Origin of the sequence: Pseudomonas umsongensis, from assembly GCF_002236105.1 — a bacterium.
In the GTDB taxonomy this organism is placed as follows: domain Bacteria; phylum Pseudomonadota; class Gammaproteobacteria; order Pseudomonadales; family Pseudomonadaceae; genus Aquipseudomonas; species Aquipseudomonas umsongensis.
Genome location: NZ_NIWU01000002.1, coordinates 1,020,226 through 1,036,096, shown reverse-complemented (window position 1 = coordinate 1,036,096; position 15,871 = coordinate 1,020,226). Strand labels below are relative to the sequence as shown.

15 protein-coding genes are annotated in these 15,871 nt (G+C 58.7%); 1 reads left to right on the top strand and 14 read right to left on the bottom strand.

Annotated elements, in window-relative coordinates; translation table 11 throughout:
• Window positions 1-9 precede the first annotated feature (9 nt).
• Together PSUM_RS15180 and PSUM_RS15175 are read right to left on the bottom strand one after the other, a co-directional pair.
• A complete protein-coding gene (locus tag PSUM_RS15180) occupies window positions 10-462 on the bottom strand; it encodes a PaaI family thioesterase (RefSeq protein WP_020799796.1) in 453 nt (150 codons plus the stop codon).
• The gene (locus tag PSUM_RS15175) at window positions 459-935 is read right to left on the bottom strand and encodes a PaaI family thioesterase (protein WP_083348461.1); all 477 of its coding nucleotides are present in this window, start codon (window positions 933-935) and stop codon (window positions 459-461) included. Before PSUM_RS15175 ends, PSUM_RS15180 begins: the two co-directional genes overlap by 4 nt.
• A gap of 157 nt (window positions 936-1,092) precedes the next feature.
• On the opposite strand from PSUM_RS15175, the gene PSUM_RS15170 reads away from it, so the two are divergent.
• A complete protein-coding gene (locus PSUM_RS15170) occupies window positions 1,093-1,329 on the top strand; it encodes a hypothetical protein (RefSeq protein ID WP_020799798.1) in 237 nt (78 codons plus the stop codon).
• Between the two features lie 67 nt (window positions 1,330-1,396).
• On the opposite strand, the gene PSUM_RS15165 is transcribed toward PSUM_RS15170, so the two are convergent.
• The 12 genes from PSUM_RS15165 to sdhC form a co-directional block, all read right to left on the bottom strand.
• Entirely contained in the window at window positions 1,397-1,798 is a 402-nt protein-coding gene (locus PSUM_RS15165; protein WP_020799799.1) for an MAPEG family protein, read from the bottom strand.
• Window positions 1,798-2,535: a DUF599 domain-containing protein gene (locus PSUM_RS15160; protein ID WP_020799800.1), complete on the bottom strand. Its 738-nt coding sequence runs from the start codon at window positions 2,533-2,535 to the stop codon at window positions 1,798-1,800. Before PSUM_RS15160 ends, PSUM_RS15165 begins: the two co-directional genes overlap by 1 nt.
• A gap of 273 nt (window positions 2,536-2,808) precedes the next feature.
• Window positions 2,809-4,122, bottom strand: coding sequence for a branched-chain amino acid transport system II carrier protein (gene brnQ / locus PSUM_RS15155; RefSeq protein ID WP_020799801.1), 1,314 nt, complete (start codon window positions 4,120-4,122; stop codon window positions 2,809-2,811).
• Window positions 4,123-4,445: 323 nt separating this feature from the next.
• Window positions 4,446-5,327 (bottom strand): succinate--CoA ligase subunit alpha, encoded by an 882-nt coding sequence (gene sucD, locus PSUM_RS15150; protein ID WP_007919877.1) that lies wholly within the window; start codon window positions 5,325-5,327, stop codon window positions 4,446-4,448.
• On the bottom strand, window positions 5,327-6,493 hold the full coding sequence (gene sucC, locus PSUM_RS15145; protein ID WP_007919879.1) for an ADP-forming succinate--CoA ligase subunit beta: 1,167 nt from the start codon (window positions 6,491-6,493) through the stop codon (window positions 5,327-5,329). The genes sucD and sucC overlap by 1 nt, the downstream gene beginning before the upstream one ends.
• Before the next feature lie 196 nt (window positions 6,494-6,689).
• A complete protein-coding gene (gene lpdA, locus PSUM_RS15140; RefSeq protein WP_020799802.1) occupies window positions 6,690-8,126 on the bottom strand; it encodes a dihydrolipoyl dehydrogenase in 1,437 nt (478 codons plus the stop codon).
• A gap of 98 nt (window positions 8,127-8,224) precedes the next feature.
• Window positions 8,225-9,445 (bottom strand): 2-oxoglutarate dehydrogenase complex dihydrolipoyllysine-residue succinyltransferase, encoded by a 1,221-nt coding sequence (odhB, locus tag PSUM_RS15135; RefSeq protein ID WP_020799803.1) that lies wholly within the window; start codon window positions 9,443-9,445, stop codon window positions 8,225-8,227.
• A gap of 42 nt (window positions 9,446-9,487) precedes the next feature.
• Entirely contained in the window at window positions 9,488-12,319 is a 2,832-nt protein-coding gene (locus tag PSUM_RS15130; RefSeq protein WP_020799804.1) for a 2-oxoglutarate dehydrogenase E1 component, read from the bottom strand.
• A 275-nt stretch (window positions 12,320-12,594) separates the two neighbouring features.
• Complete coding sequence (locus PSUM_RS15125) at window positions 12,595-13,299, bottom strand: succinate dehydrogenase iron-sulfur subunit (RefSeq protein ID WP_083348460.1); 705 nt, start codon at window positions 13,297-13,299, stop codon at window positions 12,595-12,597.
• 11 nt (window positions 13,300-13,310) lie between these two features.
• Window positions 13,311-15,083 (bottom strand): succinate dehydrogenase flavoprotein subunit, encoded by a 1,773-nt coding sequence (gene sdhA / locus PSUM_RS15120; RefSeq protein WP_083348459.1) that lies wholly within the window; start codon window positions 15,081-15,083, stop codon window positions 13,311-13,313.
• A gap of 3 nt (window positions 15,084-15,086) precedes the next feature.
• Window positions 15,087-15,455 (bottom strand): succinate dehydrogenase, hydrophobic membrane anchor protein, encoded by a 369-nt coding sequence (gene sdhD / locus PSUM_RS15115; protein ID WP_083348458.1) that lies wholly within the window; start codon window positions 15,453-15,455, stop codon window positions 15,087-15,089.
• Complete coding sequence (gene sdhC, locus PSUM_RS15110; RefSeq protein WP_083348457.1) at window positions 15,449-15,823, bottom strand: succinate dehydrogenase, cytochrome b556 subunit; 375 nt, start codon at window positions 15,821-15,823, stop codon at window positions 15,449-15,451. Before sdhC ends, sdhD begins: the two co-directional genes overlap by 7 nt.
• Between the last annotated feature and the right edge of the window lie 48 nt (window positions 15,824-15,871).

Sequence of the window (15,871 nt, the reverse complement as noted above, 5' to 3'; positions counted from 1 at the left end):
GGGCTCCATTCAGGATTTCAAGGGCTCATCGAGTTTGAAATGCGCCCGTGCCGTGGCAATGGGTTCGGATTCGGTGCTTTGCCACGCGGTCACCGCCACGTTGGCGACCCGGCGCCCCTGACGACAGACCTGGCAGCGGGCCCAGGTATCGCGAAACTGCCCGGCGCGCAGGTAATCGAGGGAGAAGTCGATAATTTTCGGCACGCCCGGCGAACCGGTGGCCACCAACAGGTGCAGCGCGGCGGACAGCTCCATGAAACCGGCGATCACGCCGCCATGGATGGCCGGCAATAAAGGGTTACCTATGTTGTCCTTGTTGGCCGGCAGGCGAAACAACAACTCATCCCCCACCCGCGAGCATTCGACACCGATCAAACTGGCGTAGGGAATCAGGCTCAACAACGGGGCGTACTCTCCCCGCTCATGGGCCAGTTGCACTTGCTCCTTGAACGACTCACTCATGCCGCACCTCCGGCGATGGCGCCGCCAAAACCCTTGGTGCCTTTGATGCCCTTGCCCATGCGCATGAAAGTACCCACGACATGGGCAATGGGCTGTTCGGGATCATCCTGATAGGCAAAGCCGCGGGCAAAGATCACATCAGTGGTCACCCGATAGCATTGCGCGAAACCGTAGACATCCTTGTGCGGTTCGGCGGCGTGCATGTAGTCGATGCGCAAGTCGAGGGTGGGGCAAACTTCAAACTCCGGGAGCACGCAGAGGGTAGACATGCCGCAAGCGGTGTCCATCAATGTGGTCAGGACGCCGCCGTGAATCACGCCCGTCAGGGGATTGCCGACGATCTGCGGGCTATAAGGCAGCACCACGGTGAGCCCGTCGGCACTGGCGCTGTGAACTCGTAATCCGAGCACCTGGCAATGCCGCAGCGCCGACAAAAATCGTGTTGCACGCTCAAAAACGGGATTTTCAGCCATTTGATAAAGACTCTTGTTTACAGTGCTTCAGTGAAGTCGGGGCCCAGGTAAAAGTTCCGCGTAGAACAAACTTATATATCTCTGGGATTTGAGGAACTTAACCCTGTTGGCTGTGCTCTTAAGGCCAGTAGATAATTTCCATAAGGAGAAACACCCCATGCGTAAGACTTTAGCTATTGCCTTGATGTTGACCGCTTCCCTCGGTCTCGCTGCCTGCGATAAAAAATCCGAGGACAAAGCTCAAGATGCCAACCAACATGCTGAGCAAGCCCAGGAAAAAATGAGCGAAGCTCAGGATAAAGTGAACGATGCGGCGAAAGAAAACGCCGAAGCTGCCAAAGCTCAGGCTGAATCGAACGCAGCAGCACAAGAAGAAGCTGCCAAGAAGCAATAAGCCGCTTCTCGCTGCGATAAAAGAAAACCCGCCAAGTGCGGGTTTTCTTTTATCGGCGATTGACTCGTTAGAGCAAAATCGTTCGAAAAGTCGGACTAATCATCAACAACAACGAGCAGATCAAACCCACCAGCCACACCAGACTTCGCTGCCAGGCCAGGTCCTTCCAATAGCACAACAGATAGATAACTCGCGCTACCACAAAGATAATTGCCAGCAAATCGATGAGCCATCCCGCTGTTTGCGTGGTGTGGGCCATCAACACACCCACCGCAAACAATATGAAAGCTTCGAAGCTGTTCTGATGGGCCGCCACCGCGCGCGCGCCCAGGCCTGTAAGTTGCGCCTGCTGTTGGCGCGGCAGGTGGTTGTTGTAACCCCCCTGCTGTTTCATCGCCGTGGTCACGGGCATGCGCGCCACGTAAATCAGCACGGCACTGATAAATACGCACCAGAATGGAATACTCATCAAGCGGCCTCTTTGTTCGCCTCGGGCAACGGTGCCTCTGTAGGGGTATAGACCATGACATCGAGAACGTCGGAGTGAAACTCACGGCGGTACAGCACGAACACGACGCCGGCACTCATCAACATGAACAACCAGGGGCTGACGAACCAGGCCAACATGGTCATGCCGAAATAGTAGGAACGCAGGCCGAAGTTGAACTGGTTGGCGGCCATGGAAATAACCCGGGCAGCACGGTTGGCAAAGGCTTTGCGCTCCAGCTCCGACACATGTCGCTCACCGACCATGGGCGCCGAGCCCACCAGGATGGCCGCGAAGTTGTACTGGCGCATGCACCAGCTGAAGGTAAAGAACGCGTAGACGAACACCAGTGCCAGGCACAACAACTTGATCTCGGACATCCCCTGGGAAGCCTGTTGCACCATCGGGATATCCGCCAGCAACGACACCGCCCTTTCGGACGCCCCAAGTACCGTGAGAATACCGGCCAGGATAATCAGGGTACTGGAGGCAAAGAACGACGCATTGCGTTCCAGGTTGCCGATCACGCTGGCATCGGCGATGCGGTTGTCACGCAACAGCATGCGGCGCATCCAGTCTTCGCGATACAGATGCAGCACGCTGGCCAGGCAGGCGGTATCTCGGCCTTTCCAGGTCGCATAGCGGGTGTAGCCGCCCCAGCAGATGACGAACCAGATGGCAGCGAGGATGTGGATCAGGTTGGCTTGGATGAACGACATGCAGGTCCTTGTGATGTGGTGGCGGAACACCGTACCCCTTGTAGGAGCGAGTATGCTCGCGAAGGTCGCGAACTATGGCGCGTGTTTACTGAATACACGCGTTGCTCTCAGGTTTTTCGCGAGCATGCTCGCTCCTACAGGGGATTGCGCAGTCTTTCGACGTTAGCGCAGAAGAAAAGACACCGCATCACCCCATAAAAAAATGCCCTGTATCGATTGATACGGGGCATTTCTGTGTCGTTTACAGGCCCGCTTGTGGCGGGCCGGTAAAGCTTAAGCCAACGCTTCTTCGCGCTTGCCCAGCAGGCGATCGCAAACCACGGCAACCACCAGGGTCATCACCGAAGGCACCAGCCAGGCCAGGCCCTGCTCGCTGAGTGGCAAGTGCGCCAGTTGCGTCGGCATCCAGTCCGCCAGACCCGCGCCCTTAAGCGCGTCGATCAGGCCGAAGATGAACGACACCAGCATCACCGGGCCGACAATGCGCCCTTGTTCATGCCAGAAGTCCTTGCAGAAGCTCAGGGCCACCAAGGCGATGCACGGCGGGTAGATCGCGGTCAGGACAGGGATCGAGAACGCGATCAGCTTGGTCAGGCCCAGGTTGGACACCAGCAGCGAGAACGCCGCGAGGATAATCACCAGCGTCTTGTAGGACAGTGGCAGCACACGGCTGAAGTATTCGGCGCAGGCGCAGGTCAGGCCAACAGCGGTCACCAGGCACGCCAGGGAAATCAGCACCGCAAGGAATCCGCTGCCCAGCGAACCGAAGGTGTGTTGTACGTAGGCGTGCAAGACCGCCGCGCCGTTGGTAGCGCCAGCCGCCACTTCATGGCTGCCCGAGCCCAGGCGAAACAGGCTGATGTAGACAAGCGCCAGGCCCACGCCGGCGATCAAGCCGGCAATGATCGCGTAGCGGGTGATCAGCGCTGGCGACTCGACGCCGCGCGAGCGAATGGCATTGACGATCACGATGCCGAACACCAGCGCACCGAGGGTGTCCATGGTCAGGTAACCATTGATGAACCCCTGGGAAAACGGCGCCGCCACGTACTCAGGCGTAGCATGGCCGATATCACCGGCGGGCAAAGCGAACGCAGCGATGCCGAGCGCGGCCAAAGCGATGATCTTCAGCGGTGCGAGGAAACGCCCGACGGTATCCAGCAGGCGGCCCGGATAGAGCGAAATGAAGAACACCACCAGGAAGTACACCGAGCTGTAGAGGAACAACGCCAGTGGGCTTTCGCCGGTCAGGGGTGCCAGGCCGACTTCAAAGGACACGGTAGCGGTACGCGGCGTGGCGAACAGCGGGCCGACAGCGAGGTAGCACGCTGCTGCCAGCAAGCCACCGGCGATCTTGCCGATCGGGCTGCTCAGCGCATCCATGGCGCCACCGACCTTGGCCAGGGCAACGACAGTGACCACGGGCAGGCCCACTGCGGTGATCAGGAAGCCCAGTGCCGCCATCCAGACATGAGGCCCGGACTGCAAACCGACGATAGGCGGGAAGATGATGTTGCCAGCCCCGACGAACAGGGCAAACGTCATAAAACCAAGTGCCAGGATGTCCTGGCCTTTCAACACTTTCATTAAGGAAATACCACACTACTGAATCGGAATTTAGAGAGGGATTTCCCTATGGGTGAGGGAAATGCTGTCGGTCCGTATGGGGCCAACCCTTTAAGCGCGTTGCAGCCTTGTGGGCGCGGACGCAAAAATGGCGCGTAGCCTAACGAATTTGGGCGACAAACGCACTGTTTGAGGGCGAACTATCCGATACACGACGTTTCCATGTCGCGTTTACATACTTAATTTTCCCGCCCCGACCCAGATCGTGGGAACGATCAGCCACAAACGACAAAGGCCACCCGAAGGTGGCCTTTGTTTGGTGAAGCGTCAGCTAAGCGCGAGGCTTACTTGACAGCCCAACCGGTCAGCTCGGCCAGGGCCTTGCCGATGTCTGCCAGCGAACGCACGGTTTTAACGCCTGCGTCTTGCAGAGCAGCGAATTTCTCGTCTGCAGTGCCTTTGCCGCCAGAGATGATTGCGCCAGCATGGCCCATGCGCTTGCCCGGAGGAGCAGTCACACCAGCGATGTAGGAAACAACCGGCTTGGTCACGTGTGCCTTGATGTAGGCAGCCGCTTCTTCTTCAGCCGAACCGCCGATCTCGCCGATCATCACGATCGCTTCGGTCTTCGGGTCTTCCTGGAACAGCTTCAGGATGTCGATGAAGTTCGAACCCGGGATCGGGTCACCACCGATGCCGACGCAAGTCGACTGACCGAAACCGGCGTCAGTAGTCTGCTTCACAGCTTCGTAGGTCAGGGTGCCGGAACGGGAAACGATACCGACCTTGCCTGGCAAGTGAATGTGACCTGGCATGATGCCGATCTTGCATTCGCCTGGGGTGATCACGCCTGGGCAGTTAGGGCCGATCAGGACTACGCCCAGCTCGTCGCACTTAACTTTAGCGTCCAGCATGTCCAGGGTAGGAATGCCTTCGGTGATGCACACGATCAGCTTGATGCCGCCGAAGGCAGCTTCCAGGATCGAGTCCTTGCAGAAAGGAGCCGGAACGTAGATCACGCTGGCGGTGGCGCCAGTGGCAGCTACAGCGTCTTTCACGGTGTTGAACACTGGCAGGCCCAGGTGCTCGGTACCGCCTTTGCCTGGAGTTACACCACCCACCATCTTGGTGCCGTACTCGATGGCTTGCTGGGTGTGGAAACTACCTTGCGAACCGGTAATACCCTGGCAGATAACTTTGGTGTCTTTATTGATCAGGACGCTCATTATTTGCCCTCCGCAGCTTTGACAACTTGTTGAGCAGCGTCGGTCAGGCTGGTAGCAGCGATGATGTTCAAACCGCTTTCTGCCAGTACTTTAGCGCCCAGCTCAGCGTTGTTGCCTTCAAGGCGAACAACAACCGGGATTTTCACGCCGACTTCTTTCACGGCGCCAATGATGCCTTCGGCAATCATGTCGCAACGAACGATGCCGCCGAAGATGTTAACCAGTACTGCAGCGACGTTGGTGTCGGACAGAATGATCTTGAACGCTTCGGTAACGCGTTCTTTGGTAGCACCGCCGCCCACGTCGAGGAAGTTGGCTGGCTTGCCGCCATGCAGGTTGACGATGTCCATGGTACCCATGGCCAGGCCAGCACCGTTGACCATGCAACCGATGTTGCCTTCCAGCGCTACGTAGTTCAGTTCGAACTTGGCAGCGTGCGCTTCGCGCGGATCGTCTTGCGACGGATCGTGGAAAGTCTTCAGCTTAGGCTGACGGTACATGGCGTTGGCGTCGATGTTGATCTTGGCGTCCAGGCAGTGCAGATCGCCGTCAGCCTTGATCACCAGCGGGTTCACTTCCAGCAGGGCCAGGTCGTGATCCTTGAACAGTTTGGCCAGGCCAACGAAGATCTTGGCGAACTGAGCAACCTGCTTGCCTTCCAGACCCAGCTGGAATGCCAGCTCGCGACCCTGGAATGGCTGAGCGCCAACCAGTGGATCGATAGTGGCTTTCAGAATTTTTTCTGGAGTGTCGTGAGCGATTTTCTCGATGTCCACGCCACCTTCGGTGGAAGCCATGAACACGATGCGACGGCTCGAACGGTCAACGACAGCGCCCAGGTACAGCTCTTTAGCGATATCAGTGCACGATTCAACCAGGATCTTGGTGACTGGCTGACCATTGGCGTCAGTCTGGTAAGTCACCAGACGCTTGCCCAGCCACTGCTGTGCGAATGCTTTAGCGTCTTCTTTGCTGCGAACCAGCTTAACGCCGCCCGCTTTACCGCGACCACCGGCGTGGACCTGGGCTTTGACAACCCACTCGCTGCCGCCGATCTTGTCGCAAGCTTCTGCTGCTGCTTCCGGGGTGTCTACCGCGTAACCAGTGGAAACTGGCAGGCCGTATTCAGCGAACAGCTGCTTACCCTGATACTCGTGAAGATTCATGCTTTTTACCGTCTTCGTTAGGTACTGCGCATTCGGTGCTGCACTCATTCAAGTGCCGCACCACCTGTGACTGCTGCTTGCATGGCCTTTCCGGACAACCGGTGCAGCCATGCAAGGCTGCGTCCAGCGGATATTCCGCGGTGAGTCTTGCATGCAAGGCTCACGACGGGCCATTCCGCCGTGGTTTCTTATTGTCTTAACGCTTCTTGCGGTTGGCGATGTGGATGGCGCCGCCATTCACTGCCAAAGCAGCTTCGTGCAAGGCTTCAGACAGGGTCGGATGGGAGAAAACCATCATGCCCAGGTCTTCAGCGCTGGTGCCGAATTCCATACCGATCGCACCCTGCTGAACCAGTTCGGCAGCGCTTGGGCCAATCACGTGGACGCCCAATACGCGGTCTGTCTTGGCATCTGCGATGACCTTGACGAAACCACCGGTGTCGTTGGCAGCCATGGCACGGCCGGAGGCTGCGAACGGGAAGGTGCCGACGTTAACTTCAACGCCTTCAGCTTTCAAGGCCTGCTCGGTTTTACCAACCCACGCGATTTCCGGGTGAGTATAAATAACCGAAGGGATCAAATCATAGTTCATCTGGGCCTTGTGGCCCTTGATGCGCTCGACAACCATGATGCCTTCTTCCGACGCCTTGTGCGCCAGCATCATGCCGCGAACCACGTCACCGATGGCGTAGACGCCCGGTACGGTGGTGGCGCAGTGATCGTCGACGTGCACGAAACCGCGCTCGTCCAGGGTCACGCCGCAGTCGGCAGCCAGCAGATCAGTGGTCACTGGACGGCGACCAACGGCTACGATCAGCTTGTCGAAAGTGATGTTCTGTTCGCCGTTGGCATCGGTGTAGTTCACCACGACTTCGTCGCCGTTCACTTTGGAGCCGGTCACGCGAGCGCCCAGCTTGATGTCCAGGCCCTGCTTGGTCAGGGTTTTCAGCGCTTCCTTGGAAACGGCTGCGTCAGCGGCCATCAGGAAAGTGTCCAGGGCTTCCAGGACAGTCACTTCTGCACCCAGACGCGACCAGACCGAACCCAGCTCCAGACCGATCACGCCAGCGCCGATTACGCCCAGGCGTTTTGGTACGGATTGGAATTCCAGGGCGCCGGTGGAATCGACGATCACATTCTGGTCGACCGGAGCCGGTGGAATGTCGATCGGACGCGAACCTGGAGCCAGGATCACGTTCTCGGCTTCGATGACTTCTACCGAACCGTCAGGCTTGGTGACTTCAACTTTCTTGCCGGCCAGCAGCTTGCCGTGACCCTGGATGGAGGTCACACCGTTGGCTTTGAACAGGGTTGCAACACCGGAGGTCAGGCCTTTGACGATGGTGGCTTTACGGCCGACCATTGCTGGCACGTCCATGGTCACGCCAGCGTGGTTGATACCGTGGATCGCAAAGCCTTCTTTGGCTTCCTTGTACTTCCAGGAGCTGTCCAGCAGCGCCTTGGACGGAATGCAGCCGACGTTCAGGCAAGTACCGCCCAGAGCCAGTTTGTCATCCTTGTCGGTGTACTTCTCGATGCAGGCAGTGCTGAGGCCCAACTGAGCGGCCTTGATGGCAGCTACGTAGCCGCCAGGGCCCGCGCCGATCACTACTACGTCAAATTTCTGCGACATTCAAAAAATCCTCTTTAGCGAAAAGCTTGAAGCCGCAAGCGACAAGCCAGGCTGCGGGTTTTCCGACAGCCTGGGCTTGCAGCTCGCGACTGCTTCTATCAGATATCCAGCAACAGACGAGCCGGATCTTCCAGCAGGTTCTTGATGGTCACCAGGAAAGTCACAGCTTCTTTGCCATCGATCAGACGGTGATCGTAGGACAGGGCCAGGTACATCATCGGACGGATAACGACCTGGCCGTTGATGGCCATAGGACGCTGGATGATGTTGTGCATGCCCAGGATGGCTGCTTGTGGCGGGTTGACGATCGGTGTCGACATCATCGAACCGAAGGTACCGCCGTTGGTGATGGTGAAGGTACCACCGGTCATTTCGTCCATCGACAGTTTGCCGTCGCGGGCTTTCTTGCCGAAGGTGGCGATGCCGCCTTCGATTTCAGCCAGGCTCATCAGTTCGGCGTTACGCAGAACCGGAACAACCAGGCCGCGATCGCTGGAAACCGCAACGCCGACGTCAGCGTAGCCGTGGTAAACGATGTCAGCGCCGTCGATCGAGGCGTTGACAGCCGGGAAGCGTTTCAGCGCTTCGGTGGCCGCTTTCACGAAGAAGGACATGAAGCCCAGGCGCACGCCGTTGTGGGACTTCTCGAACAGATCCTTGTACTTCGAACGCAGCGCCATGACTTCGGTCATGTCGACTTCGTTGAACGTGGTCAGCATCGCCATGTTCGACTGGGCTTCGACCAGGCGCTTGGCAACGGTGGCCCGCACGCGGGTCATCGGTACACGCTTCTCGATGCGATCGCCGGCAGCGAACACCGGAGCAGCAGCGGCAGGTGCGGCAGCCTTGGCAGGCGCGGCAGCCGGAGCGGCTTTCTTGGCAGCAACGGCTGCAACCACGTCTTCCTTGGTCACGCGACCGCCTTTGCCAGTGCCGGCAACGGAAGCGATGTTGATGCCGTTTTCTTCAGCCAGCTTGCGCGCAGCCGGTGCAGCAACAGGATCGTCTTCGCCTTCGGCGGCAGGGGCAGCAGCCTGGGCAGCGGCGGCAGGAGCCGCAGCAGCTGGAGCGGCAGCAGCGCCGCCCGCTTCGATGGAGCCCAGGACTTCGTCGGACAGAACGGTGTCGCCTTCGTTCTTGACGATAGCGCCCAGCACGCCATCAGCGGTAGCCAACACTTCGAGTACGACTTTATCGGTTTCGATGTCGACGATCAGTTCGTCGCGCTTGACCGCGTCGCCCGGTTTTTTGTGCCAGGTGGCAACGGTGCCATCGGCAACCGATTCCGGGAAAGTGGGGGCTTTGATCTCGATAGCCATTATCTGTGGTTCCTTAAATTCGGTTTCAGGTGCGCGAAGGCGTTAAACAGTAAAGGCGTCTTGCAGCAGTTGTTCCTGCTGTTCGGCGTGCATCGATGCGTAACCGCATGCCGGTGCAGCAGAAGCCTCGCGGCCCGCGTACTCGAGTACGAGAGACTTGTTGAGGTTGCTGATGCTGCGACGCATGTGGTGTTGGCTGCAGTACCACGCGCCCTGGTTCATCGGCTCTTCCTGGCACCAAACGGCATGCTTGGCGTTGGTGTAGGGAGCCAGGACTTCTTTCAAGTCGTCCTCAGGGAATGGGTACAGCTGCTCGATACGCACGATGGCGATATCGTCACGGCCTTCGGCACGGCGTTTTTCCAGCAGGTCGTAGTAGACCTTGCCGCTACACAGGACAACGCGCTCGACCTTTTTCGGGTCTTGGGCGTCGATTTCCGGGATAACGGTCTGGAAGGAACCTTCGGCCAGATCTTCCAGGGTCGAGATGGCCAGCTTGTGGCGCAGCAGCGACTTCGGAGTCAGGACTACCAGTGGCTTGCGCAGCGGGCGAATCACCTGGCGGCGCAGCAAGTGGTAGATCTGTGCCGGCGTCGTTGGCATGCACACCTGGATGTTGTGCTCGGCGCACAGCTGCAGGTAACGCTCCAGACGAGCCGAGGAGTGCTCCGGCCCCTGACCTTCATAACCGTGCGGCAGCAGCATGGTCAGACCGCACAGACGGCCCCACTTGTGCTCGCCACTGGTGATGAACTGGTCGATTACAACCTGGGCGCCGTTGGCGAAGTCGCCGAACTGGGCTTCCCAGATAACCAGCGCGTTCGGCGTGGTGGTCGAGTAACCGTACTCGAACGCCAGTACCGCTTCTTCGGACAGGAACGAGTCGTACAGGTCGAAGCGTGGCTGACCGTCGTACAGGTTCTGCAACGGGATGTAGGTGCCCGCGTCCTTCTGGTTGTGCAACACGGCATGACGGTGCGAGAACGTACCGCGGCCGATGTCCTGGCCGGTCATGCGGATCGGGTGACCTTCGAACGCCAGGGTCGCGTACGCCATGGTTTCGGCGTAACCCCAGTTGATCGGCAGGCCGCCGGCTTGCATCTTCTGACGGTCTTCGTAGATCTTGGCAACCTGGCGCTGAACCACGAAGCCTTCCGGAATTTCCAGCAGCTTGGCGGACAGCTCCTGCAAGGTCTTCAGGTCGAAGCGCGTGTCGTGACGCGCGGTCCAGGCGTGGCCCAGATACGGACGCCAGTCCACGAACAGCTCTTTGTTCGGTTCCTTGACCAGCGATTTCACGACGTGCAGACCGTTGTCCAGCGCGTTGCGGTACTCGTCGACCTTGGCCTGGACACGTTCAGCGTCCAGTACACCGGCCTGGGTCAGGCGATCAGCGTACAGCTCACGGGTAGTGCGCTGCTTGGTGATCTGCTGATACATGATCGGCTGGGTGCCGCTTGGCTCGTCGGCCTCGTTGTGGCCGCGACGACGGTAGCAGACCAGGTCGATCACCACGTCACGCTTGAACTGCATGCGGTAGTCGATGGCCAACTGGGTCACGAACAACACGGCTTCCGGATCATCGCCATTCACATGGAGGATCGGCGCCTGGATCATCTTCGCAACGTCGGTGGCGTACTCGGTGGAACGCGAGTCCAGCGGGTTGCTGATGGTGAAACCGACCTGGTTGTTGATCACGATGTGCACGGTACCGCCGGTCTTGAAACCGCGGGTCTGCGACATCTGGAAGGTTTCCATCACCACGCCTTGACCGGCGAATGCCGCGTCACCGTGGATGGAGATCGGCAGGACTTTCTCACCGGTCAGGTCGTTACGACGATCCTGACGGGCGCGCACCGAACCCTCGACCACCGGGGAAACGATTTCCAGGTGGGACGGGTTGAACGCCATGGCCAGGTGAACTTCACCGCCGGTGGTCATCACGTTGGACGAGAAGCCCTGGTGGTATTTAACGTCACCGGAACCCAGCTCAACCTTCTTCTTGCCTTCGAACTCGTCGAACAGCTCGCGCGGGTTCTTGCCGAAGGTGTTGACCAGTACGTTCAGACGGCCACGGTGGGCCATGCCGATGACGATTTCCTTGGTGCCGTAGGAACCGGAACGCTGGATCAGCTCGTCGAGCATCGGAATCAGGCTTTCGCCGCCTTCCAGGCCGAAACGCTTGGTACCCGGGTATTTGGTGCCCAGGTATTTTTCCAGGCCTTCACCGGCGGTCACGCGCTCGAGCAGGTGGCTCTTGATGTCGGCGGAGTACGTCGGACGGCCACGCACGCTTTCCAGACGCTGCTGGAACCACTGGCGCTGCTCGGAATCGGTGATGTGCGTAAACTCAGCGCCGATGGTGCGGCAATATGTCTGCTGCAACGCTTCGTGAATTTCGCGTAGGCTCGCTTCCTCTTTGCCGATGAACAGGTCGCCGGCACGGAAGGTCGTATCAAGATCGGCATTGGTCAAGCCGTAATGATTGATCGACAGGTCTGCAGGTGCAGGACGCTGCCACAGCCCCAGCGGGTCAAGCTGGGCTGCCTGGTGGCCACGCATACGGTAGGCCTGGATCAATCGCAGCACTTCAACTTGCTTCTTCTCGTGCTCACTGCTCACGCTGCCGGCGGAAACCGGTTGGGCGCGGCGCTGGTTCTTTGCCAGCAAGACGAAATGATCGCGAATTGTGGAGTGCGAAACATCGGTGGCAGGGTTGCCGTCAGCAGGCAACTTCTGGAAGTAGGTGCGCCACTCTTCTGGCACAGCGTTAGGGTCGTGCAGGTAGAGCTCGTAGAGCTCTTCCACATAGGCAGCGTTACTACCGGATAGGTAGGCGCTGTTCCACATGCGCTGCATCACGCTTTCTTGCATGCTTGGTCACCCTCGGTTAGGGGAACACCACCGGTGTCGACACCGAGCAAACTTGCAGAAGTCCAAATGCAGCGACCAAAACAAGCCACTAGGATCACACTGATAGTCCGGGTACCAGCCCGGATGCCCCTGCTTGTCTCATTTCTTCAAAATAAGAGCCGCAGCCTTTTAAGCTGCTGCTCTGGTTATAGCTACGACGCGGGTTGAAGCCCGCGCCTTAGCCTCTACATTTACAGCGGTACTGCATTTACAACAGCTGGGTTACAACAGCTGTTTCACACACCGCTCGAGAGCAGCATGTGACGGATGTGACCGATGGCCTTAGTCGGGTTCAGGCCTTTCGGACATACGTTGACGCAGTTCATGATCCCGCGGCAGCGGAATACGCTGAACGGGTCATCCAGCGCAGCCAGACGTTCGGACGTCTTGGTATCACGGCTGTCTGCCAGGAAGCGGTACGCTTGCAGCAGTGCAGCTGGACCCAGGAACTTGTCCGGGTTCCACCAGAAGGACGGGCAAGAGGTCGAGCAGCAGGCGCACAGGATGCACTCGTACAGACCGTCGAGCTTTTCACGCTCTTCAGGGGACTGCAGACGCTCGATGGCCGGAGCCGGCGTGTCGTTCTGCAGGAATGGCTTAACCTTCTCGTATTGCTTGTAGAAGATGCTCATATCGACGACCAGGTCACGGATAACCGGCAAGCCTGGCAGAGGACGAACGATCAACTTGTTACCTTTTACGACGGCGGACAGCGGCGTGACACACGCCAAGCCGTTTTTGCCGTTGATGTTCATGCCGTCGGAGCCGCAAACACCTTCACGGCAGGAGCGACGATAGGAGAAACCTTCGTCCTGCTCTTTGATCAGGGCCAGTACGTCCAGCACCATCAGGTCTTTACCACCGGTATCGACCTGGAATTCCTGCATGAACGGCGCAGCGTCCTGATCAGGGTTGTAACGATAAACACTGACTTGCAACATGGCGGCCACCCTTAATAAGTCCGAATCTTAGGTTCAAAAGTCGGAACCGTCTTCGGCGAGAAGTTCACGGCACGCTTGGCAACGCGCTTCTCACCCGGGAAGTACAGGGTGTGGCACAGCCAGTTTTCGTCATCACGATCTTCAAAGTCTTCACGGGCGTGAGCACCGCGAGACTCTTTTCGTACTTCGGCGGCGATGGCGGTAGCTTCAGCCACTTCCAGCAGGTTCTGCAGTTCCAGAGCTTCGATACGCGCAGTGTTGAACGCCTGCGACTTGTCGTTGATCTTGACGTTGGCGATGCGCTTGCGCAGATCGGCCAGCTGGGCAATACCCTTCTGCATGTATTCGCCGGTACGGAATACACCGAAGTAGTTCTGCATGCAGTTTTGCAGCTCGCGACGCAGGGTTGCCACGTCTTCGCCATCGGTACGCTCGTTCAGGGCGGCCAGGCGCGACAGGGCCGCGGTGATGTCGGCTTCGGTGGCGTCGTCGTACTCGATACCGTCGGTCAGCGCCTTTTCCAGGTGCAGGCCGGCAGCACGGCCGAAGACCACCAGGTCGAGCAGCGAGTTGCCGCCCAGGCGGTTGGCGCCGTGAACCGACACGCAAGCCACTTCGCCTACAGCGAACAGGCCCGGGATGATGGTGTCTACGCCGTCGGCGTCCTGGGTGATCGCCTGGCCGTGGATGTTGGTGGCAACGCCGCCCATCATATAGTGGCAGGTAGGAACAACCGGAACCGGAGCAACAACCGGGTCAACGTGTGCGAAAGTCTTCGACAGTTCGCAGATGCCTGGCAGACGGCTGTGCAGCACTTCCTCGCCCAGGTGGTCGAGCTTGAGCATCACGTGGTCGCCATTCGGACCACAGCCGTTGCCGGCGATGATCTCTTTAACCATCGAACGGGCCACGACGTCACGACCGGCAAGGTCCTTGGCGTTCGGAGCATAACGCTCCATGAAACGCTCACCGTGCTTGTTGATCAGGTAACCACCTTCACCACGGCAACCTTCGGTCACCAGTACACCGGCGCCGGCGATGCCGGTCGGGTGGAACTGCCACATCTCGATGTCTTGTACCGGTACGCCAGCACGCAGGGCCATGCCGACGCCGTCACCGGTGTTGATCAGGGCGTTGGTGGTGGACGCATAGATACGACCTGCACCGCCGGTGGCCAGAACGGTAGCCTTGGCACGGATGTAGGTGGTTTCGCCGGTTTCGATGCAAATGGCGATAACGCCGACGAATTCGCCAGCCTGGTTTTTCACCAGGTCAACGGCGTAGTACTCGTTCAGGAACGTGGTACCGGCTTTCAGGTTGCCCTGATAAAGGGTGTGCAGCAGCGCGTGACCGGTACGGTCGGAAGCGGCGCAGGTACGGGCAGCCTGGCCACCTTTACCGTAGTCCTTGGACTGACCGCCGAACGGACGCTGGTAGATACGGCCGGTTTCGGTACGCGAGAACGGAAGACCCATGTGGTCCAGCTCGAAAACGGCGGCCGGGCCTTCCTGACACATGTATTCGATAGCGTCCTGGTCACCGATGTAGTCGGAGCCCTTGACGGTATCGTACATGTGCCAGCGCCAGTCATCGTTCGGGTCGGCGGACGCGATGGCACAGGTGATGCCGCCCTGGGCGGATACGGTGTGCGAACGGGTCGGGAAAACCTTGGTGATTACCGCGGTCTTGTGACCGCCTTGCGCCAGTTGCAGCGCTGCGCGCATGCCGGCACCGCCACCACCAATAATGATGGCGTCGAAAGAAATCGTTGGAATGTTAGCCATGAATCAGATACCCCAGAGAATCTGCACACCCCAGACGAAGTAAGCGAACATCGCAACGCCGCATACTGCCTGGAAAAGGAAACGTACTGCAGTTGCGGACTTGCCCAGCGCCATCGGCGTCAGGTAGTCGGTCGCGATGGTCCACATGCCAACCCAGGCGTGAGCGCCGAGGGCAACAAGGGCCAGCAGACTGAAGATACGCATCCCGTTGTGAGCGAACAGGCCATGCCATTGGTCAAAGCCAATGCCCGGATTCGCTGCGAGGTATCCGATCAGGAAGATGAAATAAGCCGCGAGAACAACCGCAGACACACGTTGTGCCATCCAGTCATAGAGGCCCGAACGCGACAGGTTCGTTACGCTGGTTACCATATCCAAACTCCCGCCAGAATGATCAGCACCGCAGATACGGCGATAATGATTTTCGAGCCCAGCGTGCCGCCTTCCAGCGTCTCACCGATGCCCATGTCCATAATCATGTGGCGCACACCGGCTACCAGGTGATACAGGAGAGCGGATAGGAGGCCCCATGCTACGAACTTGGCCAGAGGGCTGGTCAAGGTTGCCTTCACGTCGGCAAAGCCTTCCTCCGAACCCAGGGATTTGCCCAATGCATAAAGCATGAAGCCCAGGCCCAGGAAGAGGATGATGCCGGAAACACGGTGAAGAAACGACGTAACGCCGGTGATGGGGAGCTTGATGGTCCTTAGGTCTAGGTTTACAGGTCGTTGGCTTTTCACGGCTTTTTTTTCACACTGAAGAGCCCCTAACAATCAGGGCAAAGTTGT